The sequence below is a fragment of the Ktedonobacter sp. SOSP1-85 genome (genome assembly GCF_016587415.1).
GTDB lineage: Bacteria > Chloroflexota > Ktedonobacteria > Ktedonobacterales > Ktedonobacteraceae > Ktedonobacter.
This window is the reverse complement of sequence record NZ_BNJI01000002.1, coordinates 1,048,766-1,069,717: the sequence shown is the minus strand read 5'-3', so window position 1 is coordinate 1,069,717 and position 20,952 is coordinate 1,048,766. Positions and strand designations below refer to the sequence as shown.

The 20,952-nt window shown below is 54.5% G+C and carries 22 protein-coding genes; 10 read left to right on the top strand and 12 right to left on the bottom strand.

Annotated elements, in window-relative coordinates; genetic code table 11:
- Positions 1–47: 47 nt before the first annotated feature.
- Entirely contained in the window at positions 48–1,298 is a 1,251-nt protein-coding gene (locus tag KTE_RS32875; RefSeq protein ID WP_201389067.1) for a PQQ-binding-like beta-propeller repeat protein, read from the top strand.
- Positions 1,299–1,385: 87 nt separating this feature from the next.
- Here the strand turns inward: KTE_RS32875 and KTE_RS32870 are convergent, their stop codons facing one another.
- Positions 1,386–2,024 carry an NAD(P)-dependent oxidoreductase gene (locus tag KTE_RS32870; RefSeq protein WP_201389065.1) on the bottom strand — a complete coding sequence of 213 codons (639 nt, stop codon included), beginning with the start codon at positions 2,022–2,024 and terminating at the stop codon, positions 1,386–1,388.
- A gap of 46 nt (positions 2,025–2,070) precedes the next feature.
- On the opposite strand from KTE_RS32870, the gene KTE_RS32865 reads away from it, so the two are divergent.
- The 3 genes from KTE_RS32865 to KTE_RS32855 all read left to right on the top strand — a co-directional run bounded on the left by KTE_RS32865 (position 2,071) and on the right by KTE_RS32855 (position 5,564).
- Positions 2,071–2,280 (top strand): response regulator transcription factor, encoded by a 210-nt coding sequence (locus KTE_RS32865; RefSeq protein WP_201389064.1) that lies wholly within the window; start codon positions 2,071–2,073, stop codon positions 2,278–2,280.
- A 305-nt stretch (positions 2,281–2,585) separates the two neighbouring features.
- A complete protein-coding gene (locus tag KTE_RS32860; RefSeq protein ID WP_201389063.1) occupies positions 2,586–3,725 on the top strand; it encodes an epoxide hydrolase family protein in 1,140 nt (379 codons plus the stop codon).
- Between the two features lie 276 nt (positions 3,726–4,001).
- Positions 4,002–5,564 (top strand): MDR family MFS transporter, encoded by a 1,563-nt coding sequence (locus KTE_RS32855; RefSeq protein WP_201389062.1) that lies wholly within the window; start codon positions 4,002–4,004, stop codon positions 5,562–5,564.
- Positions 5,565–5,644: 80 nt separating this feature from the next.
- On the opposite strand, the gene KTE_RS32850 is transcribed toward KTE_RS32855, so the two are convergent.
- Positions 5,645–6,061, bottom strand: a complete 417-nt coding sequence (locus KTE_RS32850; RefSeq protein WP_201389061.1) for a hypothetical protein — start codon at positions 6,059–6,061, stop codon at positions 5,645–5,647.
- A gap of 133 nt (positions 6,062–6,194) precedes the next feature.
- On the opposite strand from KTE_RS32850, the gene KTE_RS32845 reads away from it, so the two are divergent.
- Complete coding sequence (locus tag KTE_RS32845; protein WP_201389060.1) at positions 6,195–8,123, top strand: serine/threonine-protein kinase; 1,929 nt, start codon at positions 6,195–6,197, stop codon at positions 8,121–8,123.
- Between the two features lie 342 nt (positions 8,124–8,465).
- On the top strand, positions 8,466–8,798 hold the full coding sequence (locus KTE_RS32840) for a hypothetical protein (protein WP_201378590.1): 333 nt from the start codon (positions 8,466–8,468) through the stop codon (positions 8,796–8,798).
- A gap of 55 nt (positions 8,799–8,853) precedes the next feature.
- Here KTE_RS32840 and KTE_RS32835 read toward each other — a convergent pair whose 3' ends face one another.
- The 6 genes from KTE_RS32835 to KTE_RS32810 all read right to left on the bottom strand — a co-directional run bounded on the left by KTE_RS32835 (position 8,854) and on the right by KTE_RS32810 (position 12,125).
- Positions 8,854–9,141: a hypothetical protein gene (locus tag KTE_RS32835; protein WP_236600767.1), complete on the bottom strand. Its 288-nt coding sequence runs from the start codon at positions 9,139–9,141 to the stop codon at positions 8,854–8,856.
- 251 nt (positions 9,142–9,392) lie between these two features.
- Complete coding sequence (locus KTE_RS32830; protein ID WP_201386915.1) at positions 9,393–10,007, bottom strand: transposase; 615 nt, start codon at positions 10,005–10,007, stop codon at positions 9,393–9,395.
- Positions 10,007–10,525 (bottom strand): helix-turn-helix domain-containing protein, encoded by a 519-nt coding sequence (locus tag KTE_RS32825; protein WP_201377570.1) that lies wholly within the window; start codon positions 10,523–10,525, stop codon positions 10,007–10,009. Before KTE_RS32825 ends, KTE_RS32830 begins: the two co-directional genes overlap by 1 nt.
- Before the next feature lie 55 nt (positions 10,526–10,580).
- The gene (locus KTE_RS32820; RefSeq protein ID WP_236600766.1) at positions 10,581–11,348 is read right to left on the bottom strand and encodes a transposase; all 768 of its coding nucleotides are present in this window, start codon (positions 11,346–11,348) and stop codon (positions 10,581–10,583) included.
- Positions 11,345–11,920: a helix-turn-helix domain-containing protein gene (locus KTE_RS32815; protein ID WP_201389059.1), complete on the bottom strand. Its 576-nt coding sequence runs from the start codon at positions 11,918–11,920 to the stop codon at positions 11,345–11,347. Before KTE_RS32815 ends, KTE_RS32820 begins: the two co-directional genes overlap by 4 nt.
- A 49-nt stretch (positions 11,921–11,969) precedes the next feature.
- Positions 11,970–12,125, bottom strand: a complete 156-nt coding sequence (locus KTE_RS32810; RefSeq protein ID WP_201389058.1) for a hypothetical protein — start codon at positions 12,123–12,125, stop codon at positions 11,970–11,972.
- A 32-nt stretch (positions 12,126–12,157) separates the two neighbouring features.
- On the opposite strand from KTE_RS32810, the gene KTE_RS32805 reads away from it, so the two are divergent.
- Positions 12,158–12,571: a hypothetical protein gene (locus tag KTE_RS32805; protein ID WP_236600765.1), complete on the top strand. Its 414-nt coding sequence runs from the start codon at positions 12,158–12,160 to the stop codon at positions 12,569–12,571.
- A 108-nt stretch (positions 12,572–12,679) separates the two neighbouring features.
- Here the strand turns inward: KTE_RS32805 and KTE_RS32800 are convergent, their stop codons facing one another.
- The 4 genes from KTE_RS32800 to KTE_RS32785 form a co-directional block, all read right to left on the bottom strand.
- Positions 12,680–14,410 carry a CocE/NonD family hydrolase gene (locus KTE_RS32800; RefSeq protein WP_201389057.1) on the bottom strand — a complete coding sequence of 577 codons (1,731 nt, stop codon included), beginning with the start codon at positions 14,408–14,410 and terminating at the stop codon, positions 12,680–12,682.
- 151 nt (positions 14,411–14,561) lie between these two features.
- On the bottom strand, positions 14,562–14,957 hold the full coding sequence (locus KTE_RS32795) for a DUF6262 family protein (RefSeq protein ID WP_201389056.1): 396 nt from the start codon (positions 14,955–14,957) through the stop codon (positions 14,562–14,564).
- Positions 14,958–15,380: 423 nt separating this feature from the next.
- Positions 15,381–16,724 carry a transposase gene (locus KTE_RS32790; RefSeq protein ID WP_201389055.1) on the bottom strand — a complete coding sequence of 448 codons (1,344 nt, stop codon included), beginning with the start codon at positions 16,722–16,724 and terminating at the stop codon, positions 15,381–15,383.
- Positions 16,725–16,841: 117 nt separating this feature from the next.
- The gene (locus tag KTE_RS32785; RefSeq protein WP_201389054.1) at positions 16,842–17,630 is read right to left on the bottom strand and encodes an IS5 family transposase; all 789 of its coding nucleotides are present in this window, start codon (positions 17,628–17,630) and stop codon (positions 16,842–16,844) included.
- A 284-nt stretch (positions 17,631–17,914) separates the two neighbouring features.
- Between KTE_RS32785 and KTE_RS32780 the strand changes: the two genes are divergently transcribed.
- From KTE_RS32780 to KTE_RS32770, 3 genes are all read left to right on the top strand, one after another.
- Positions 17,915–19,096: a serine/threonine-protein kinase gene (locus KTE_RS32780; RefSeq protein WP_201389053.1), complete on the top strand. Its 1,182-nt coding sequence runs from the start codon at positions 17,915–17,917 to the stop codon at positions 19,094–19,096.
- The gene (locus KTE_RS32775) at positions 18,984–19,565 is read left to right on the top strand and encodes a WD40 repeat domain-containing protein (RefSeq protein ID WP_236600764.1); all 582 of its coding nucleotides are present in this window, start codon (positions 18,984–18,986) and stop codon (positions 19,563–19,565) included. The genes KTE_RS32780 and KTE_RS32775 overlap by 113 nt, the downstream gene beginning before the upstream one ends.
- Before the next feature lie 694 nt (positions 19,566–20,259).
- Positions 20,260–20,835, top strand: coding sequence for a DinB family protein (locus KTE_RS32770; RefSeq protein WP_201389051.1), 576 nt, complete (start codon positions 20,260–20,262; stop codon positions 20,833–20,835).
- The last annotated feature ends 117 nt before the right edge of the window (positions 20,836–20,952 follow it).

Here is a 20,952-nt window from a genome sequence, read left to right as displayed (position 1 = left end):
AAACATCCAATCAGAAGATACCAGACAAAACATCAGGAGATTGTACCATGTCACATCCGCCCTCTTCCCAACCGGGGACTATTCAGTACGCTGTGAGCTGGGATGCGAATCCACAAGAGGCGGATAACAACCAGGGCCTATCCAGGCTCCATGTCACCGCCTTTGACACCAGCACCGGGCATATACGCTGGCAACGCGAACCACTCAAAGTGAAAGATATGTATCAATCGAGCGAGCAAAGAATTGTGGATGGAGTACTCTACATCACTAGCAGCAGCCAGCACAGTGCCCTCCTCCTGGCACTCGATATCCGGGACGGCCATTTGCTCTGGCAGCGCGAAACCGAGGAAACAGGCTTCAATACTATGCAGTTCTGCAAGGGAACGATCTATCAGAATACAGAAACTACCGTTCAGGCCCTGCAAATAAGCAATGGACAGGTACGCTGGAGCTATAAGAGTCCTGCTTTTCTCTCCGGGCTTGTCACGACGAGCACGGCAGTATACATTGTCGAAACAGAAATAAACGCGCAGAGCCAGAATGGCCAGCGCAGGTTCGCCACAGCGCTTGATACCGCTCAAGGCAAGGTCCTCTGGCGGAAAGCCTATACGACCGCGAACGATAGCAATACCTTCAAGCTCATAGTCACCAGAGAGGCCGTTCTGGCTATCAATCAGGTTGCTTCCGACCCCTCCACGAGCAGTCCTATCACCAGCGTGCAGGCCTTGCAGCCCGAGACCGGGAAAAGCATCTGGACGCTTCCCATGTCAATGTTCAACCAACCGTCATCCGTCACGGCGCTTGGTGATACGCTGTATCTCAATGGGCAGAATCAACTTTACAATCCCAAAGCTCACCCCGCCTCAGAGCCACACCAGGACATGCTCTTGATGGCGCTCGATGCACACACGGGTAAGCTACGCTGGCAACGCGAACACAACTATGAGCAATTTACCTTTCTCTCAGAGCAAGAGTTATATGCCTACAAAGGCTATCGAGGGGATGGCAGCACGACTAAAAAGACGCTCTGCGCCCTTGACACCGCCACAGGCAAGGATCGCTGGTGCATTGACAGCTTACAGCCCAGCCTGTTTAGCCTGAGTGCCAATAAAGACATGCTTATCGTCGTAGAGACGCTGCAGCCCTCACCCCTCTCCCTTCAACAGAACCTCTACGCCATAAACAAGCGTGATGGAAAGATTCTCTGGCATCACCCCTGGCAGAGCAGCGCCCCATCGCTGGTCACCCTGACCCTTTGCACCGTTGGTTCCAACCAGAACACAAATCGTTTAGTCTAAGCCTCCTGAAATAGCCGCGGACGCCAGTAGTGGCCTCGCTACTGGCGTCCGCGGCTATTTCAATCCTTGCAAGCATGGACCCTGCGTTTAATACGCAACGGTGAAGCGTTGGCGGCTGAAACGCGGCTTCTCGACTTCGTCGATGACGGCAATGGCGAAGTCCTCGGCAGAGATACGGCTCTCGCCTTTGTCATTGGTCACAAGCTGATCTTTGCCAGTGCGGTACTTCCCGGTGCGCTGTCCAGGTTCGATGAGGGCTGCCGGGCTGATGTTCGTCCAGTCCAGGTCTTTCTCGCCAAGGTAGATATCGAGCGCATCGCGATGCGCACGCGCAATCCCTTGCAAGGCGGAGGGAAACTCGGGCGTATCCATCAATTGCACGCCAGGTGCGACCTCCAGGCTGCCCGCGCCACCTACAGCGATCAGGCGATGCACACCCGCACGCTTGACGCCATCGATCAGTGTCCGCGTCATCTCGATAAAGGACTCGGGCGGCACGCCATGCGCGGGACCCAGCGCGCTGACTACGACATCATGATCCGCCGCTACCTTCGCGACACTCTCAGGATCGCTGGCGTCCCCCTGAGCAACCGATAGATTTTGTAGACACTCAGCGAAGCTCGATGGATTGCGCACGATAGCTGTAACCTGGTGCCCGCGCTCCGTCGCCTCACGGGCGATACGCTGGCCAATCATACCATTAGCCCCAAATAGAGCGATTTTCATTGCATACTACCTTTCTGAAATTGCAAAAAGCTTACAATTTCATTGTATGTGTAGCCAAATCAGTATAAGAGTACAGGGACAGGAGCAACGCGTACTGTGCCTGCTAGTTGCTGGACAGAAGTATAACGAAATAGCGCAGGCATTGATTGTCTCCCGCAACACAATCACAACTCAGGTCAGCAACATTTATCGCAAGCCTGGTGTGAACCGCCGCACCGAGGCCATCACGTTGGCACGGCGGCTGCTCTTGCTCTAAAGCTCTCCCCATCCTGCCAGCGTCTTTGGGGAGATACTGGATATCCCCATCTGCCAGCGCCAATCACCCTACGCAATCATACATCTGGGTGATGTTCCCCCGCTTGCAAACCTCTATAATTTGTTTCAAGCAACGCATCACACTCCCAGCAAAGGAGAAACGCGTATGCACGTACAGATCTGTGTAAAAGCCAATCGTAGGACAAAAATGCCAGAAACGAGGGTCGATTGTGTCCTCCTTCGAGGTTATACTCTCTTTGTAAGCAGAGATGAAGCAAGAGGCATTCAAAAAGGAGCGAAGAACGCATGAGCATGCAACCATTCAAAATCGCCATTCCCCAGGCTACTCTTGATGACCTACGCGAGCGCTTAGCCCGCACACGCTGGCTCAGTACTGCCACAGAAGCCGACTGGGCCTATGGCATCAGCCTTGAATATATGAAAGAACTCGCCAACCACTGGCTGCATGAATACGACTGGCGCAAGCACGAGGCGGCCCTGAATAGCTTTGCGCAATTTAAAACCGATGTTGATGGCGTGGGCATCCACTTCATCCACGAGCGCGGCAAGGGGCCAAATCCGACGCCGCTCCTACTGCTCCATGGCTTTCCCGACTCATTCTATCGCTATCACAAGGTCATTGAGCGGCTGACCGATCCCGCAAAGTTCGGCGGCGATCCCAACGCCTCCTTTGATGTGATCGTGCCATCCATTCCAGGCACAGGCTTTTCGGATCGCGTTACGGTGGACGACGATACCAATGCCGATCTCTTCGCGAAGCTGATGACCCAGGTGCTCGGCTATGAAAAATTCGTCTCGGCTGGCGGCGATCACGGAGCCATCATCACCCAGGCCCTGGCGCGCAAGTATCCCGAGTTGCTCATCGGTATTCACCTGACCGATGTGGGCTACCCTGATCAGAATACCGATTTCTCAACCCTTACGCCTGCCGAAATGGAGATGGCTCAATGGGTCCAGAAGTGGTTTATGGAAGAGGGCATCGGCGTCAACATGATCATGGCCACCAAGCCACAAACGCTGGCTTACGGCCTCAACGACTCACCTCTCGGCCTGGCCGCCTGGCTGATCGGCTATGGCAGTAGTGGCGAGAAAGGCAAGGAGGAGTTCAAAACACGCTTTAGCGCCGATGAACTGCTAACCAATGTCACAATCTACTGGGTCACCGAGACCATCAACACGGCGGCAGGAGCCTATTATGCCAATGCACACGTCGCCAGTGGAGGCAATCTCGGTAAGAGTGCAGTAGTTCCAGCCGCAGTGGCTCATTGCCCCTATGATCCGCCACTGCCTCGCGAGTGGGCGGCGCGCCAGGTCAACCTGGCCCACTTTACCGATTTTCCTCGCGGCGGTCACTTCATGGCCTGGGAAGAGCCTGAACTCTACGTCGCGGACCTTCAGAGTTTTGTGCGCCAGATCTTGAAATAGTCCAGGCTAGCCTGGACCCTATACATTGTTAGATGTACCGTTTGTAGGGGCCGTGCTGGCATGGACTCTCCCTCCCAGGATCGATTGATCCCTTGGCGAGAGGGCCCAGGCTAGCCTGGACCCTACAATTACAATTTGTTGGATTGCGTTCAGAGAAATCTTCAAAACGCTGACCCCTCAGCCTGACAAATCACGTGATTAGGGCTTCTTTTTAGAATATACTTTAGGTAATAGATAAACAATAACATTGACATAGTATGAAAGAGAAAATATTCGATGAGTACTGCATCCATGACTGACACGACATCCAGCCAGGTCCGCCTACGAGGTTTCGCGCTGGCTAGCGTGCTGATCGCGCTGATGCTCTCTCTCTTCCTGGAGGCTCTGGACCAGACGGTTGTGGGGACCGCCATGCCGCGTATCATCGCCGAGCTGCATGGGTTAGATCGCTACACCTGGGTTGTGACCGCCTATGTTCTGACCACGATGAGCATGGTACCAATTGTAGGCAAGCTCTCCGACCAGTTTGGCCGCAAGTGGTTTCTGCTTGGTGGGACCGTCCTCTTTCTCATAGGCTCACTCCTGGCTGGGGCCTCACAGACGATGAATCAATTGATCTTCTTCCGCGCGCTCCAAGGGCTGGGCGCGGGCATTGGCATGGCCCTGGTCGCGACCGTGGTTGGCGATCTCTTTCCTCCAGCCGAGCGGGCCAAATGGTCGAGTCTCTTTGGCATCGTGTATGGTGTCTCCAATCTCTTTGGTCCAACGCTTGGCGGCTGGCTTACTGAGCACGGACCACTCATGGGAAACTTTGTGACGACAAGCAGCCGCTGGCGCTGGGTTTTCTATATCAACCTGCCTGTGGGCTTAATCGCAGTCATAGCGCTGCTCTTCTTCTTGCCAGCCCATCTCTCGGTCCGCACCAGTGAGAAAACGGGCCTGGCGGCGATACGGCATATCGATTTCCTGGGCGCGGTTCTCTCTACAGTCGCGACCATCTGCCTGATGCTGGGACTGACCTGGGGCAGTTCACAAATGTATGCCTGGAACTCACCTCAGGTCCTTGGCTTAATGGGAATTGGCGTAGTCCTCTTTCTCCTGTTTGCCCTGGTTGAACGCAAGACCGCCGAACCCATCCTACCCCTGGAACTGTTCCGCAACCAGGTCTGGAGCTGCGCCGCGCTTCTGACCATGCTCCAGATGATGGTGTTGATGGGCCTCTCACTCTACCTACCCCTCTACTTGCAGGGCGTGCTCTCCGTCTCGCCCACCATCAGTGGGCTGGTGATGACGCCCCTCTCTATAAGCATGGTGGTTGGCGCGATGCTGGCAGGTCCCATCATCGGCGCGCTCAAGCGTTACCAGCTTGTTATCATCATCGGCGCACTGCTGATGGGAATTGGTACCTTCTTCTTCACGCTGATGACGCCCTCAACCAGCCTATGGCAGGCCATCGGATTCATGATCCTGGCGGGTATTGGCACGGGGACGTTCTTCTCCCTCACAGCGGTCGCGCAGAACGTTCTGCCAGCCAGTAGCCTGGGCGTTGGCACGGCGGCAAACAGATACCTGGGACAACTGGGCGCGACGCTGGGCATCGCCATTGTGGGAACCGTAGTCAATAGCTCCGCCTCCAGCGATGTGATGCGCAGCCTGCCGAGTACCGAGGCCGGTAAGCTCTCCCTTGCCACCGCCCTCCAACACGGCTTCGTAGCAGTGCTAACCTTCACGATCATCGCGCTGCTCGTGACCTTCTTCCTCAAAGATGTGCCCTTCGTTACCGGCTCGCCAGATCAGGCAACGGAGCAATCCGAGGAAACCACTGAGGCCAGTGCATAAGCCTGGCACGACGCTACTAAAGTACGCGTCTACATATTACGGGTATATGTAGACGCGTACTTTAGTAGCGTCGTGCCCTCTCACTTCTCCGCGGTAGCTTGCAACACGCGTTCAATCAGCGAAGCTATCATGCGCCCATATCCATCATCCTGTAAGAGGTGCGCGACTCCCTGTGCCCTGGTTGCATACACGCGCGCTTGCTCACGATCACCGAGACGCAGGCAAATCTCTCCCAGGTTCGCGTAAAGTGAGGGAAAAAATCCCTGCACGCTTTCGTCTCCTACGGCCTCGGCAGCCTTCAGGGCGCGCTGGTGCCATAGCAACTGCTCTCCTGGTTCAGTGCAGGCATGGGCCATAAAGTGAGCAACAACGCATGCCTGGTACTGATCCTCAGTACGCAACGCCTCATTCCACATCTCAAGATAAAGTCTCTGCGCACCTTCTCGGTCCCCATTCAGTACCTGACTCTGAGCATGATTAATTTTTTCGAGCATCATGTCTTCCTTCTTTATTACTACCTATTTTCACTTTTTTACCTTTTAACCGTTGCGTAAATACCTGTTATTTGGTAAAGTAAAAAGAGGGTATTTGGATAGTTATATTTATTTTAAGGGCCGCCAGGGATAAGAGATGCCACTCGACGGATTACAGATACATAATTACCGTTTGCTTCGACTGGTGGGAAGTGGGGGCATGGGAGAGATCTATCTCGCGGACGACATACGCCTCGCGCGCCAGGTCGCGGTCAAGGTCGTTCATACAGAAGAAGATGAGGATGAGGGTAGCGAGACAAGCAGCAAGGCGTTGCGCCTCTTTCAGCGTGAGGCGCGAACTATTTCGATGCTTGATCATCCTCATATTTTACCCCTCTTTGATTATGGAGAGACCACGCTGAACACCGCCCAGCTAACCTATCTCGTAATGCCGTATCATGCCGAAGGCTCACTCGATATCTGGCTGCGCAAGCGCCGCCGCGCGATGCTGTTGCCCCCTCAGATGGTTGCACAGATCGTGCGCCAGGCCGCGGACGCTCTTCAGTATGCCCATGACCATCATGTCATCCACCAGGACGTGAAGTCATCGAACTTCCTGGTCAGTAATAGTCATGTGCAACCTGACGTCCCTCACCTCCTGCTCTCGGACTTTGGCCTGGCTCGCCTGCGCCTGGGCAACTCCAATTCAAGTAAGCATGCACGTGGCACACCAAATTACATGGCCCCCGAACAGTGGCGAGGGGAGGCCGTCCCCGCCAGTGATCAATATTCCCTGGCAATTATGACCTATAAGCTGCTCACGGGACAATATCCCTTTCAAGGTGATGCCGTTAGCATTCTTTACCAGCATATCCAGGCCGCACCGCCCGATGCCAGCCAGCTTAATTCACAGGTCTCTCCCGGGGCAAGCGCTGTTATTCAGCGCGGCCTGGCGAAGAAGCCCAAGGAGCGCTATCCGAACATTGTCGCCTTCGCTCAGGCCTTTCAGCAGGCCATCGATGGTCCGACTGAGTCAAACGAACTGGTGCTTGAGCACTCTACCTCAGAATTTAGTGTTGAATTACCCAGCCAGCTTTTCCGCACCCAGTTTCACTCCGCTTCACAGAACGCCTCATTCCAAATCGCAAGCAGTCCCCAGACTCCCTCAAGCGAGTATGGCACCCCATCATCACCCATCACAGGAGTTGATTGGCCAGAACCCTCACTCCATACAAGCGAACCTACTGGCTCCGGCGACGCACCGGAAGCTCCCTTACCCCTACCAGGCGAGATTCAACTGAAGCAGATATCTAGCAAACTCGAACAATCCGGGTCAGCCTCTATATTCAAACCAGCCAATATAGATGATGATGGGCAAGACCCCCCTCTCCCCACCTGGAACACAGGCGATGATAAGAATAAAGGGCGGAAAGGGAGACGCAGGCGGTTTCTCCTGGCTGTAATCATTCTTCTGATCCTGCTTGCCCTTCTGGGTACCTTCGTGCTAAACACAGTCCTCAATGACCATACCTCAACCCTTGTGACTGGTGGTTCTCCAGGTACTCAGACACCAATCACGACAGTCAGTCCGGCTACTAGCAATACGCCTGGAGGCGTTCGACCAAGTCCAACAAGTGCTGGAGTAGTAGGAGTGCCCACTCCCGTCTCAAAAGCCAGGGCGACCAGTACAGTCGCATCGCTCACACCCACCCCAACTGGAACAACCACGACCAATCCCTTCCAGGTACAGGGAATCGATATCGCATTCGATCCCCCTACCATCTCGACCTCCTGTGGCGGCATCGCCACCGTCACCTATATCGCGACGATTACTGTCAGCGACAACAGCCCTGGCGGCGAGGTCGACGTCAAATACTCATCAGATAACGGAGCAAGCTATAACACAACCACGCTCACTTTCGCCACGGGTGAAACCAGCCAGAGCTTTAGCTTTAGTCGCCAGCTAACCATCTCGCTCAACCTGCTCAATCTTATAAAGCTCGACGTTGAACACACCGGCATCGTCACCACCACCAGCCCAAACGTCGTGACAAAGAGCGCCGCCCCCTCAGAGGGCTGCCATTAATGCTGGTCCCTCGCACCTGCGTTCCTCAAGGGTAAAAGGGATGAGCGTGTGGCACGAGTATTGGCCCATGCCATACGCTCACCCCTTTTTTCGAGGTAAGGGGCGTGTCGTAATTTGCATTGAGCAGTTGCCCATTTATACCCCCCCTTTTCGAGGTAGTAAGGAGTGTGTTGTGGGCTGGCTCCGCCAGCCCACAACACACTCCTTACTCTGAAGGCGAGCGCCGCAGGCGCGAGAAGTCAAGACAGTAACTTGCAGCATTCTTTTATATCTATGCAAAAGGTGGTATACTTCTTTTTAAGAAAAACGTGGATAAAATAGAGCATAAAAACGGTTACATCTATGATGAGGGATTTTCATCAATTTGTGGCTTTTCTGCTGGGCCTGAGTGTTGGAGCGCTCCCCCTGGTGGACTTCCTCCTGCTCATGGGCTTTATTCGCTTTGTCTTTCCCCGCCGCCTACACGACCTCTCAAGGCTGCTCTACGACTGGATTCTCCCCCTGATTACCTGCATTCTTGCCGCGGGCATCTTGCTCTGGGGCATGCTCTATGCCTATTCCGGCTCGCTGGGACGCATTACCTTTAGTTTTGGCATCTTCCTGGCGCTACTCCTCTCAACCCTCCCGGCCCCCCTGCTCTTCATCTACTGGAGCCAGCACCGCTACCAGGAATAATTAATGTAATGTATGTTGTATTGCGAGCTGAGCTCGCAATACAACATACATTACATTAATTATTCCTGACATCCTTGCGCGTGACCGTCACATAAGCGACAAAGGCGATAATCAAGATTGTCAGAGCAAGGCTGACCCAGCCCGTACCCAGGCCAGCTCCCCCGGCGCTCGGCTCCTTGCCCGCCCAGTCCGCAAATGAGGCACCAAGCGGCCTGGTCAAGATATAGGCGAGCCAGAAGGCAACAATCTCATTCAAGCCAAGCAACCAGTAAGCCAGGGCTGGCAAAGCGATCAATACGATAAACAGCACACCCGAGGCGAAATAACCCAAGTGGGCGGTCATCGCGGTCAGATCACCTACGGCCGTGCCGACAGAGGTTCCCAGTTGGTATATGACAGTTTTCTCTCTATATTATGCTCTCGCATAAATACGAGGTCAGAGTGAGAACAGTTTACCATCCAACGCGGAAAAGTCTCTTTCTTCCGGTGTTCATTCTTCTCACCTTCATTCCTGAAGATACGTCTTGCCATCTGAAGGATGCTATCCCAGGTTTTATTTGGTAGCAATGCCATAAGTTCCATCCTAGTGCAAGATTACGAAACCATTTCGGAAAGAGTTAAATGTGGTTCATACGAGCACCCATAGTAAGCGCAGACCCGGCTGGCTAATTGATGGGCCGAAAGCAAGCCATCAAGTTCGACCACATTGCGCTTGCCATGGACCCACTTTGGTTCAATCGGATTGAGCCAGGGGCTTTTGGTGGGCAGTTGAAAAGGCAAAATCCGAACGCCTTGATGGGATTGCTTAACGGTGAGGTTGTGTTCCCGGATCCAGGTACGTACCATCTTGCTCACATGCCAGGAGGCATTGTCCCAAATGAGGAGCCAATGCCGTTTGCCTTGTGCTGCCAAGTGCTGGCAACACCAATCCAGAAACTGAATGGTGATATCGCTGACTGGGCGTCCCGTGACAAAACGGAGCCACATCTCCTCTCGTAGAGGATCATCATGGCTCCCTTGTTGCCAGAGGACGCCATAACAAGCCAGTGCTTTGGGGTCAGGATCATCCTTTAGCCAGGATTGCTCAACCAGACGGACGGGGTGCTCTGCGTCTTGCCAGGCGTGGAGGCGAGGAAGAGCAAAGCGACTCCACCAGACCTCGTCAAGGAAGCCAATGGCCCAGTCGGACTGAAGGCTCGCGTAGGCAATCAACCGTTGCCGAGCGTTTTTTTTACTTGGTATTGTGGGTCGGGACTAGTAATCCAGTGCTTGGCGCGTTTCCAACTGGTTCCCAAGCGTTTGAGCGCACGGCACACGCTCGTGACGCTGGTCGCAGTCGGAATGATTCCTTGTTCGAAGCTGATCTTGGCAACCAGAGGCAAGCTCCACAGGCTGCGGTTGAGCCCAAAGTCGCGAGGGCTGCGGTGCAAGAGGTCTTGCAACGCCTCTAACGCGTCGTCGGGAATGCTTGTGCGAAGGTGATGTGGGCGGCAGGACTCGCGCTTGAGCACGGCGAGTCCGCGCTCGTTGAAGCCTTTGATGACATTGCGAACGGTCTGGTCGTCGCAACCCAGTTGCTTGGCTATGGCTCTGGCATGTTCGTGACGAGCACTTGCCAAGAGAATCTGGCAGCGACGCAACACAAAGGCTGAGGAGGAACGTAATCTTGCCTGGATCTCGTTTTGTTCGTTTTCGGTGAGTGGCCGGATGAAGATGGGTGCTTTCATACCTATTCATATCGGTTCACTTTCCTACTTTCTTTCGTTCTACTGCACTAGTGGGTCACTTGCCAACTCCTGCGGTATTAGCCACCCTCTTGTAGTAGCGAACCGAACGGATACGCCGAGGGACAGCATACGTCGTCGTCGCCCCTGACCCAGCCAAGCGGTGCCGCCGAGCATAGGCCCGGTCGCGACGGGCATGGCGTTTGCCGCCCCAGATGAACGGTGTGGGATGTCGATTCCAGCCATCAACTGCCTCGGTGAGCCAGCGCTTGAGCGTCTGGACGTCTGCAGGGTGCTGACCGGAAAGCGCCCGCCGCTGGAGGATGCGTTGCAGTGACTCGGCCATATTGAGCCAGGAACCAGCCGTCGGGGTCCAGAGCAAGAGGATGCCGTGCTCAGCACACCATTGCACCAGACTGAAACTCTTGTGCCCTGCCAGGTTGTCTAAAATGAGCAACACCTGCACGGGTGGGAAAAAGCGATCCAGCTGCTCGGCCGCTGGATAGATATCCCAGTCCTGCCAGCGCCTGCCTTGTGGTACCACCTCTGGGGCCGCAGGACACTGTTTGAGGATGGCTTGCAGCTCGCGTTTGAGCCAGGGATGCAGCACCGCATTCGTGCTGTGCTCCACTGCCTCAGCACGGACTTCGCCAGTCGCGGGCCGAAACAAGGTGAGCAGTTTGGCTGTCTCGCCCCGCAGATACTCATGGGGCCGACATGCAGGCTGACCTTCAGGTTGCCAGGACGAGCCAGGGTAGGGGATACTTTGGTAGGGACCACCTTCATCTTCACACCACAATTGCAGTCCGAGCCGCTCGGCGGTCACATAGGCTCGCTCAATGACCGTTTTTTTTCCTGTGTGTAGGGATCGTGGCGCTCTTCCACGCCATCCTTTCCCTTGTGAAGCGTGGTGCCGGTCTTGCACCAGGTCCGATTCTGCTGCCAGGTGTAGCCTGCTTCATGGATGGTATGCAAAATGGTGAAGGTGCTTACCTGTGGCAACCCATCAGGAGCCTCACGCAGGGAGCGTTGCAGCATGGTGAGCGACCAGGTGGCTGTTCCATCTTCCTTGAGCAATGGACTCCGTCGTAGTTCTTGCTCGATGCGTGCGCGCTCTCTCGAGCCATAGCTGCGGGGATGACCGCTCCGAGGTAAATCATCCAGGGCAGCGAGTCCGCGCTCATTGAAGCGGCGGATCAAACGGGTGACGGTATCATGGACTTTCCATCCCGCCTCTTTGGCGGCTTCCGTCAAGGACCTTCCATCAGCAACCGCCAGCAAGGCAATCGCTCGCTGATGGCGGATCACGGTTTCACTCGGAGCGCGGCTCACTCGTTGGAGTTCTTGGCGTTCGCGTTCGGTGAAAAGACGCAGGGGTTGGGCAACAGGACGAGACATGGCGATCGTTTTTGACGACTCCTTTCTGGGTTGTATGTTTCTTCGTGTTTCATTCTTTCACATTCCCACAGTACTTGGCAAGTGACCCACTAGGCATAGAGAGATAATGATCTCTTATAATCTTTTTTTCTTCATCCCTCCATTCCTTGTTACCTCCCTCCCTCTCCTTCATCAATCCAGGACCCTCTATTTCTGCTGTGACCATATTGTGCCTGCTTTTATAAGGAGGGAATCACCATGCCTGTAACCATTGAGGGAGAGGAGCATCGTCTCGCCCCGCGCAGCCTTGTTGTGCGTCACCGTCCGTTGTCCTCGCCAGGGAAAGTGCCAGCCGTCCAGACCACGCGTGCTTCTCAGTTCGCCAAACCGCGAGCGCAGCGCACCACCACAACCGAGGAAGTGCCGGAATTCTCGCGACCGTCAGCTCCAGCGCGATCACCATCCTCAAGAGGGAGCACCTGGCTCCTTCCTCTTGGGCTAGGGATGTTGTGCGCCCTGTTGCTTGCCTTCGCCGGGTCTATGGTGGTCACTTGGAGTAGTACGCTCATTGACGATGTTCAGTATGGCTATCCACGAACGACCCAGGTAGACCATATTGTGGGCCACGAGGTTGATCCGCGCATTCCAACCCACTTTACAGCTCAAATCTAGATCGCTTTTGGTTAAGTCCGCCTGAAATGCTACTACGCACATTGTTCATATACTCACAACGATACTGCCTTACCTCCCCATTTTGGAGAGGTAAGGCAAGCATTTCCGCTACAGCGAACAAATGGGTAAGAGGATGTGAGACGCTCTTGACCCACCAGAGAACACTGTGTTGTTGGCAATTTGCCCATGGTATCCCGTGTCAAGCGCTTCCCCTGTGTTCAGATTCCGATCATAGCGGGGAAAGTCACTACTGGTTACCTCGACTCGGAGTCGGTGACCTGCTTGAAAGACTTGCGCAGTTGCCTGGAGGTCGATCTCAAAGCGATACATTTGCCCTGGATGCATCGGTGTAGGTTCCGTCAAGGAATCCCGATAGCGTGCCCGCAAAATCCCATCACAGACAGACATGGAGCGTCCATCTGGCCAGGCATCGCAGAGGCGTACTACCCAATCGGTATCTGGAGCTGAAGATGTGCCGTAGAGGACTGCTTTCACTGGTCCAATCACTGCCAGATCCTGCTCAAGGAGTTGTGACGTGTAGGTGAGCATGCGTCCCTCGATATGCTGATGATCCTTTGGACCGAGAAAGGGATAGGTCAGCAGACTCTCGATGGGAGTCGTTGGGTCGTAGAGGAAGCTCTCTGCTTGCTCATCCGAAGCTGGGCGAGTGAAAGCAAGATGTCCGTTGTTGAGAGAAGCAGTCGTTTGCCCAGGGCCAGCCTGGAGATACATCGGCTGGTAGGTCGTATCTGGCAGCGGCCAGGACTCGGCTTCCACCCATCGATTGGAGCCCATCAGGAACACACGCACTGCTGGGCCATCCATGATCCCGTTCGGCACCTGTTTGAGCCAGTAATCATACCAATGAAGACGATAGTCAAAGAGATCGAAAGCGGCCTGCGGTCCGAAGTCGAGTTCGCCGATAACAGGCTCTCCAATTTGATTCGGACCATGAATCCAGGGGCCAATGATAAGTCGCTGATTCGACCGGCACTCCTCTGTTTTGCCCTGTGCTCGGATACCCTGGAAGCAACGAAGCGTACTCCCCAGAAACACATCAAACCAGCCTCCCAGGTGCAGGATCGGCACATTTACCTCGTGAAAGTGTTGGGAGAGGCTGGTCGGCCACCAATATGGCCCATCCTCCGGGTGGGCGAGATCGGCAAAATACCAGTCGACAAGCTCTTCCAAAGGAGGACAGGCGGTAAGAGGAAGATGGCGATGCCAGTCATCCACGTTTTTTGCAGCCAGTTCCAATGAGGCGAGTGCTAATGCCGTCTCAGGAAGAACGTTTTGCCGCAAGTGCGCAAGCGTTGCATTGATGGCCCATCCTCTGTGCAATGCTAATTGGTAAGCCCCCCCTCGGAAAACAAAGTCGTGGTAAATATCTGACATGCCCTCGCGCACAAACAGTGCCTTGAGGAAGTCAGGTTGTGTCGGGGTGAGTAAATATTGCGTCCCACCAGAGTAGGAGCCATCTAGCATACCCACTACTCCATTTGACCAGGGTTGTTTTCCTGCCCAGAGGATGGTGTCATATCCGTCTCGATGGTCACTCCATCCATCATCCCGAAACGGGATAAACTCCCCCTCAGATGCAAAGCGTCCTCGGACATTTTGTCCAACAACCACATATCCACGGCTGGCGTAATATTCGCCAGCATATCGGCATCGCTCTGCTAACTCGTAAGCAACTCGTTCGATCAGAACAGGATAGCGCCCAGGGCTGCTGGGCCGATAGACATCAGCACGCAGAATGGTTCCATCTGTCATGGGGATGGGAACCTGGCGTTCAACATGAACCTCATATTGAGAGGAAGAGAGATTCTGAGACTGCATCGTTTTTTGTGCTTCCTTCATCTCTATAGAGCATAGCCCGACGAACATACTTCTGACTCATCAATCTCGACAAAGTGTATGTTAGAAAGAGAAAGTTGACAAGGTCGCACAAACAACTCCATGAGGATGGAGAGCCTTGTGGAATTGTCACTTAGCGTTGATAGAGAGAGCTGTAGGCTACTTCTAGTTGCTTTTCGAGTTCTTTGATTTTCTCCGATTGCTCACAAACCCGCTTCTGGAGTGCTGCAATCATAGCGTCCTTGGAAGCGTCGGAAGCCCGTTCGCGAACTGGAAGCTTCATCTGAAGTTTCGGAGCATTTTGGGCACGCAAGGAGATGATACGATCCTTGATATCTTCATGAGCATAAAGCCAGGCCGTCGAAATCCCCGCTGTCTCGGCAACAGCCTTGAAGTTGATTGGTTGCTGTTGTTTCTGGAGAAAGGCAATTGCATCCTCTGCGCGTTGTCGAGTGGCCGCTGCTTTGTTCTGAGCACTCATCTCCAATCCTTGAATATTGCGTTCCCACCGCTTCGTTTCCTGTGTCATTCATCGCACTCCATTGGTCCATCCACATTGAGATGAGCCGTTTTGTTCGCCCCCGGATGGACTGTTTTTGGCAAGATAAGACCCTGCCACTGACCCTTTTACCGCTACGATAAAATCCAGCCAGACCCCGAAAAACTGCCCACAAATTTCGGGGTCTTTTTAGTAAATTGGGCTAAAGCGTGATGTCGCGGAGCGACATGAAAGCGAATGAAAATGAGCTGCATCCGAGCTTTATCTCAGCATTAGAAGCCTATTTTCGGAGGAACTGCCGCGAAAATTTGGGTGAAACTCAGGCGCATCAGCGTGAAACCCAGGAATGGGCCCTATGTTAAGGAAGAAGCCTCGTAGCCGCAAAGGAGATAAGTGCGGCACAGTTTTTGGAAAAGGTGCGATAGGTCTAAGCTTGACTTTGTACATTTCCAATCAAAAACAGGCGGCCCACGACAATCGCTCAAGGGTAGAGCAGGGCACTAAAACCACCCCAGGATCAGTGGGTGATGTGGGAAAAGTTCCATGGCCCCACAGATATCGCCGAACAGTCGCTAGCACGTCACGAAAGGTAGCGGCTGGCTTGCGATACCAGGCCGCTTGAGCAACAGGGACATGCCCATCGGGATGCAACGCCTGCCCAAAAAGCGTGGCGAGACTGTAAAGGGCAAAGAGCAAAGGAGTCGAGCGCTCGATCGCTCGATCTGACCATTGGCGTTGGGTCTCGATTCCCAAATGGGCGCGCCCCTCCTCAAAGGTCACTTCTAGGCTCCAGCGCTTCATAAAGTCGCTCACGATTTGCTCTGCTGTCTGGTTGGGGTCGGTGGAAAAGATGGCTTTCGGAGGGCGTTTGCCCGAGGGATCACGCGTCAGGACCCAACGGATCGGCAGCGGATCGTATCCAAAGCGATACCACAGAGCCGTGCCGGTACAGAGCTCCAGCGTGCGCTTCCCTTCGCCGTACCAGTCCAGGGTGAGTTCCTGCCAGACGGCCTCCGGGCTCTGTAACACCTGCTCCAGGGAAGGAAGACGCTGGCCTACCACTCTCGGACGGCCAATGGTGTGCTGGGTGCGTTTGGGAGGCGGTTCATGGAACACGGCATCCAAGCGGCCAGTTGTGACCAGGGTCACCCGTTGGGCACGTGCATGCAATCCCAACTCCAACACCGTGTAGGCGGTATCGCCCATGAGCTTGATAGAGCGGCCGGGAAGCCAGTGGCGGACCAGACTGATCATTTGATGTGCCCACATCCCGATAGTCTTGTGTCGCTTGCCTAGTCGTTCACTCACTTCCGGGGTCGTCGCCAGCACGCAGAGAAAAGGCAGAGCCCAGCGCTGCTTCGTCCAAGGCAGCGTGACGGCCACTGCCATCACAATCCAGCGCAAGCCAGGACTACTCACCGAGCGTTCTCGACTGGAAAGCGCGCTATCGCGGTAATGGCCTCGTTTCCTGATCTTGCAGCCCCAGCGTCGTTCGAGCGTTTCATCAATGACCAGGTCCACGTCAGCTCCGGCTGGCACGAAGGTTTCGACGATGAGGAGGAGAAGTTGACGGCTCACAGCCAGAGGAGACCAGCGGGCTCGATTGAGCACGTGATGGAAGGTGCTCCAGTTGGCAGCCATGTCGTTGCCGCTGGCACGCAGAGCTGCCGTGACTGTTCGGCGCCCATGAGCCAACAAGGTCCCGGTGAGCAACGTCATCAGTTTCCTCCAAGTGGGAGCCGTAAACAGTGGCCGAAAGACGGCTAAAACTTCTATAATGGGGTCGGGAAGAGGCATGAATATTCTCCTGACAAGATGATGCTTTGGTCAGCTTCTATCTTATCTCAAGAGGTTTTCATGCCTCGTTCTTTCCCCAAAATGTACAAAGTCAAGCTAAGAGCCTGTTTGAAAAGGTCACCTTTTCGCCAAGCGTCGGATCATCAAGCGAGTCATGGCAATGTAGATCATGGCTTCGCTACTCTGGGTCAAGGTTTCATAGTCCTTACTCAATCGACGACACTGAGTGATCCAGGCAAAGGTTCGTTCGACCACCCAGCGCCTGGGCAGAACGACAAATCCTTTCTGATCATCACAGCGCAGCACAGGCTGGAGAAGAAAGTGAAAATGCACGATCACCCATTCGAGCAGGTGAGCGCGATAGCCACCATCGACCCAGATGCGCCGGAGCTTTTTGCAGGCTCCACTCAAGCGAGTGAGCAGCAGTTTAGCTCCCGCTGCGTCGGAAACCGAAGCCGCTGTGACCACAACGGCCATGAGTAGGCCCAACGTATCGACGAGGATATGGCGCTTGCGACCGTTGATGTGTTTGCCAGCGTCATAGCCACGGATACCAGGCCCTTGGGTCGTTTTCACGCTTTGGCTGTCCAGGGATCCTGCTGTTGGATGCTTGTGACGACCAAGGCGTCGACGAACCCGAGCACGCAACGTCTCGTGAATGCAGTACCATGTTCCATCACGACGAAATGCACGAAAGTAGGTATACACACTTTGCCAGGCGGGATACTCTTTGGGGAGCATGCGCCATTGGCATCCGGTCACGACCACGTAGAGGATGGCGTTGATCACGGCTCGCATCTGCAAGCTTCTGGGTCGCCCTCCCGGCTTCGCCGATGGAATCAACTCTTTGATACAATACCATTGGGCATCCGTCAGATCTGTGGGATAGGTTTGTTTTGCTTTCATATTCCAAGTCTATCTCACCTGACTGGTTGCCCCTTTTCAAACTAGCTCTAAGCGATTTTGATGAGCGACACCAGCTCTCCCTGCGGCGATAATCTTAGCCTTGTACATTCCACTGACGGGCCTAAAGGGCCATCTCGCCTCTCTGCAAAAAAATGACGGACACTCCGCTGGTCCCATCTGCCTGCGCACACTGCCTCGTTGTGCTATACTCCTTCACAAAAGAATAGATACCCCTCTCTCTCTCATGCTCTTCTTCTCTAAAAAATACGCATAGGAGATCTAGGATGGATCGAATTGGGCAGCACCTGGGGAATTATCGTCTCACCCGTTTGCTTGGTGAGGGTGGATTCGCGGAGGTCTATTTGGGAGAACATACCCTCCTGGGGACGACTGTTGCGATCAAAGTGTTGCACACCCAAGTGGGGCAGGAAGACGTGATGCAATTCCAGCAGGAGGCACGCCTGCTGGCAAGCCTCAAACACCCCCATATTATCCGTGTCCTCGATTTTGGTATTGAGGGACGGACTCCTTATCTGGTAATGGATTATGCCCACCATGGCGCGCTGCGCACTCGTCATCCCCGAGGAACCCAGTTGCCCGTAAGGATGGTGGTCAGCTATGTGAAGCAGGTGACAGAGGCATTGCAGTATGCTCATGATCGCAAAGTCATTCACCGGGATATCAAGCCGGAAAATATGCTGCTGGATGAGCATGGTAACCTTCTCCTGAGCGATTTTGGCATCGCCTTGATTGCGCAGAGTTCGCGCTACCAGAGCACGAAGGAGATGGCGGGAACGATGGCCTATTCGGCTCCGGAACAGATCCAGGGGAAGCCGCGTGCAGCCAGTGACCAGTATGCGTTAGGGATCGTCGTCTATGAGTGGCTCAGTGGAGATCGCCCCTTTCATGGATCATTTCCAGAACTGGTGGGCCAGCATTTGACGGTTCCCCCACTGTCCTTACGGGAAAAGGTTCCCCTCCTCTCGCCCGATATCGACCACATGGTCTTGACCGCTCTGGCGAAACAACCAGAGGAGCGTTTTGCCTCGGTCAGCGCCTTCGCTACAGCACTGGAGCAGGCCAGTCAGGATCTGCTGCCAACCGAACGCCCACGACCGTTCGAGTCCTCATCACAGGTAGAGACTCCACCACCGCCCACACGTACAACTCTGCCCCCACCTTTCACAGCGACAGGATCGGTCCCTCGATCACAACAACCGGTGGAATCTTCCATGACGAACACAACACAGCCTGATCGCTTCACTTCCTCCACCCGCACCTGTGCTACCGAGATCGCCTGCTGTTCCAACGCCAGGAAAGATGACAAACAAGCCCACTCTATCGCGCCGCAGCATGCTTCTCATCGGGATCTTAGGTGCAGGGACGCTTGTTGGGGGTGGGACCGGCGGATTCCTGTTTTGGCGCGAACATCTGGGCCAGCTTTTTACCTACCAAGGTCACACTGACATAGTGTATGCAGTAGCGTGGTCCCCGGATGGGAAGTGGATAGCATCTGGCTCTTGGGACAACACCGTGCAGGTGTGGAATGGCAGTAATGGGGGGAATGTGTTCACCTACAAGGGACACTTTGGCTCTGTGAATGCAGTGGCATGGTCGCCGGATGGGAAGTGGATAGCATCCGGCTCTGCTGACGACACCGTGCAGGTGTGGAATGCGAGCGATGGGAGCCATGCCTTTACCTACAAGGGACACTCTTTTAGTGTGGATGCAGTAGCGTGGTCCCCGGATGGGAAGTGGATAGCATCCGGTTCTGCTGACAAGACAGTGCAAGTGTGGAACACGAGCGATGGAAGCCTTGCTTTTACGTACCAAGGGCACTCTAACGCTGTGGATGCAGTGGCGTGGTCCCCGGATAAGAAGCGGATAGCATCCGGCTCTGCTGACAAGACAGTGCAGGTGTGGCAGATGGTGTAGAGGGTGAGGAAGACCTCCATCCAGGCGGACCCAAGATCGCTGCTCTGGTAAGACGGGTGATTGGTGCGCCTCTTCTTGTAGGCTCTGAGTTAAGATAGCGGCTTCGTAGCCGCAACGTGGATAGTTTTGCAGATGAGCCTGAAAAATGGCTTTCTTCTCGGTCCAGTTGGATTATCGGCACAGTTTTTGGCGGGATAACAGTGCCAACTCTGCCGATAACTCGACATGGAAATGGAAAACTGCGCCGATAAGATCAGTTATCGATCCAGTTCAGTGGTATCTGCTTACAAACTGTACCGCAGGTATCTACGTTGCGGCTATGGAGATCTTTCCTTAACTCAGAGCCGAATGGATCGGCTCTCGTCCTGGAGAAACCGCTCTCCATCGAGAGAAACGATATGGAATACTGGAAATACACACTCAACGCTGCCTGTGAGACGCGTGTTTTGTCATGCTCTGCGGCAGCCTTGCATGGCCAAAAGAGCAAGAAAGAAGAAGTTTTTTTGGGGTTCGCATGTTATCCTTCCGAGGAGGTGCTGCTCGACGCGCTAAGCCAACCAGATAACCAGAACCCCCCTGATGCGGCGAGTGGGAAGCACGAGATCCGATGAAGCAGAAGGAGCAGGGCGGAAAGCGGTTATCAAGAGCCGCGTAAAACCCTGTGCTTGAGTCACTGATTTCTAGGAGAGTAATCATGCCAACTCGCGCAGAGATTTTGGACACACTTGCGGCATCGCAGACGCAGGTGATGGCGTTTTTTCAAGGGCTGAGCCAGCAAGACCTGGAGCGCCCGGCAACGGCGAGTGAAGTTCCCAGAGGAGCTCCGTGGCGCGCCAAGGATCATTTTGCTCACCTGGTGAAAAGCGAGCGCAACATCCAGCGATTGCTGCGACGTACACTCGCTGGCGACACTCGAGACGTTCTATTACGCTCTCAATACCCGGCGGGAATGGAAATGCCGGTCATCCTGGGCGATCTGAGCGCGCTGACTCCGGAGGAGGAGGAGCGGCTGGGGATGGCTGTCGCCAGCGTTAATCAAACCTACGTGAACGAGCACCATGACGACAGTTTGGAGATGGTGGCAGCGGATTATCTGGCGGCGCGGCAGGAAACATTGGACCTCCTGCAACAGTTCACCGATGATCAGCTGGCCACTCCGGTGCCTACTGTCATTGGTGACCAGACCGCTGGCGACTTGTTTGCCGGGAGAGCGGGCCATGCCGCCACGCACATTACCTGGATTGAGGAAGGATTTCGTCAGGGCGTGTGACACTTGATTACAGGAATCAAAATATGAGCCAAAAGATAGCATACTTACTCAAGACCTGGGGTACGTATTTGGGCACTCTCTCGTTTTCAGTGTCAAAGAGAGGGACTGGAGGAGCCG

Excerpts from the sequence above, each read along its gene's own strand:
- KTE_RS32875 (WP_201389067.1), top strand. The coding sequence starts at position 48 with ATGTCACATCCGCCCTCTTCCCAACCGGGGACTATTCAGTACGCTGTG.
- KTE_RS32870 (WP_201389065.1), bottom strand. The coding sequence starts at position 2,024 with ATGAAAATCGCTCTATTTGGGGCTAATGGTATGATTGGCCAGCGTATC.
- KTE_RS32865 (WP_201389064.1), top strand. The coding sequence starts at position 2,071 with ATGTGTAGCCAAATCAGTATAAGAGTACAGGGACAGGAGCAACGCGTA.
- KTE_RS32860 (WP_201389063.1), top strand. The coding sequence starts at position 2,586 with ATGAGCATGCAACCATTCAAAATCGCCATTCCCCAGGCTACTCTTGAT.
- KTE_RS32855 (WP_201389062.1), top strand. The coding sequence starts at position 4,002 with ATGAGTACTGCATCCATGACTGACACGACATCCAGCCAGGTCCGCCTA.
- KTE_RS32850 (WP_201389061.1), bottom strand. The coding sequence starts at position 6,061 with ATGATGCTCGAAAAAATTAATCATGCTCAGAGTCAGGTACTGAATGGG.
- KTE_RS32845 (WP_201389060.1), top strand. The coding sequence starts at position 6,195 with ATGCCACTCGACGGATTACAGATACATAATTACCGTTTGCTTCGACTG.
- KTE_RS32840 (WP_201378590.1), top strand. The coding sequence starts at position 8,466 with ATGATGAGGGATTTTCATCAATTTGTGGCTTTTCTGCTGGGCCTGAGT.
- KTE_RS32835 (WP_236600767.1), bottom strand. The coding sequence starts at position 9,141 with ATGACCGCCCACTTGGGTTATTTCGCCTCGGGTGTGCTGTTTATCGTA.
- KTE_RS32825 (WP_201377570.1), bottom strand. The coding sequence starts at position 10,525 with ATGAAAGCACCCATCTTCATCCGGCCACTCACCGAAAACGAACAAAAC.
- KTE_RS32815 (WP_201389059.1), bottom strand. The coding sequence starts at position 11,920 with ATGTCTCGTCCTGTTGCCCAACCCCTGCGTCTTTTCACCGAACGCGAA.
- KTE_RS32810 (WP_201389058.1), bottom strand. The coding sequence starts at position 12,125 with ATGGTCACAGCAGAAATAGAGGGTCCTGGATTGATGAAGGAGAGGGAG.
- KTE_RS32805 (WP_236600765.1), top strand. The coding sequence starts at position 12,158 with ATGCCTGTAACCATTGAGGGAGAGGAGCATCGTCTCGCCCCGCGCAGC.
- KTE_RS32800 (WP_201389057.1), bottom strand. The coding sequence starts at position 14,410 with ATGCAGTCTCAGAATCTCTCTTCCTCTCAATATGAGGTTCATGTTGAA.
- KTE_RS32795 (WP_201389056.1), bottom strand. The coding sequence starts at position 14,957 with ATGACACAGGAAACGAAGCGGTGGGAACGCAATATTCAAGGATTGGAG.
- KTE_RS32790 (WP_201389055.1), bottom strand. The coding sequence starts at position 16,724 with ATGCCTCTTCCCGACCCCATTATAGAAGTTTTAGCCGTCTTTCGGCCA.
- KTE_RS32785 (WP_201389054.1), bottom strand. The coding sequence starts at position 17,630 with ATGAAAGCAAAACAAACCTATCCCACAGATCTGACGGATGCCCAATGG.
- KTE_RS32780 (WP_201389053.1), top strand. The coding sequence starts at position 17,915 with ATGGATCGAATTGGGCAGCACCTGGGGAATTATCGTCTCACCCGTTTG.
- KTE_RS32775 (WP_236600764.1), top strand. The coding sequence starts at position 18,984 with ATGCTTCTCATCGGGATCTTAGGTGCAGGGACGCTTGTTGGGGGTGGG.
- KTE_RS32770 (WP_201389051.1), top strand. The coding sequence starts at position 20,260 with ATGCCAACTCGCGCAGAGATTTTGGACACACTTGCGGCATCGCAGACG.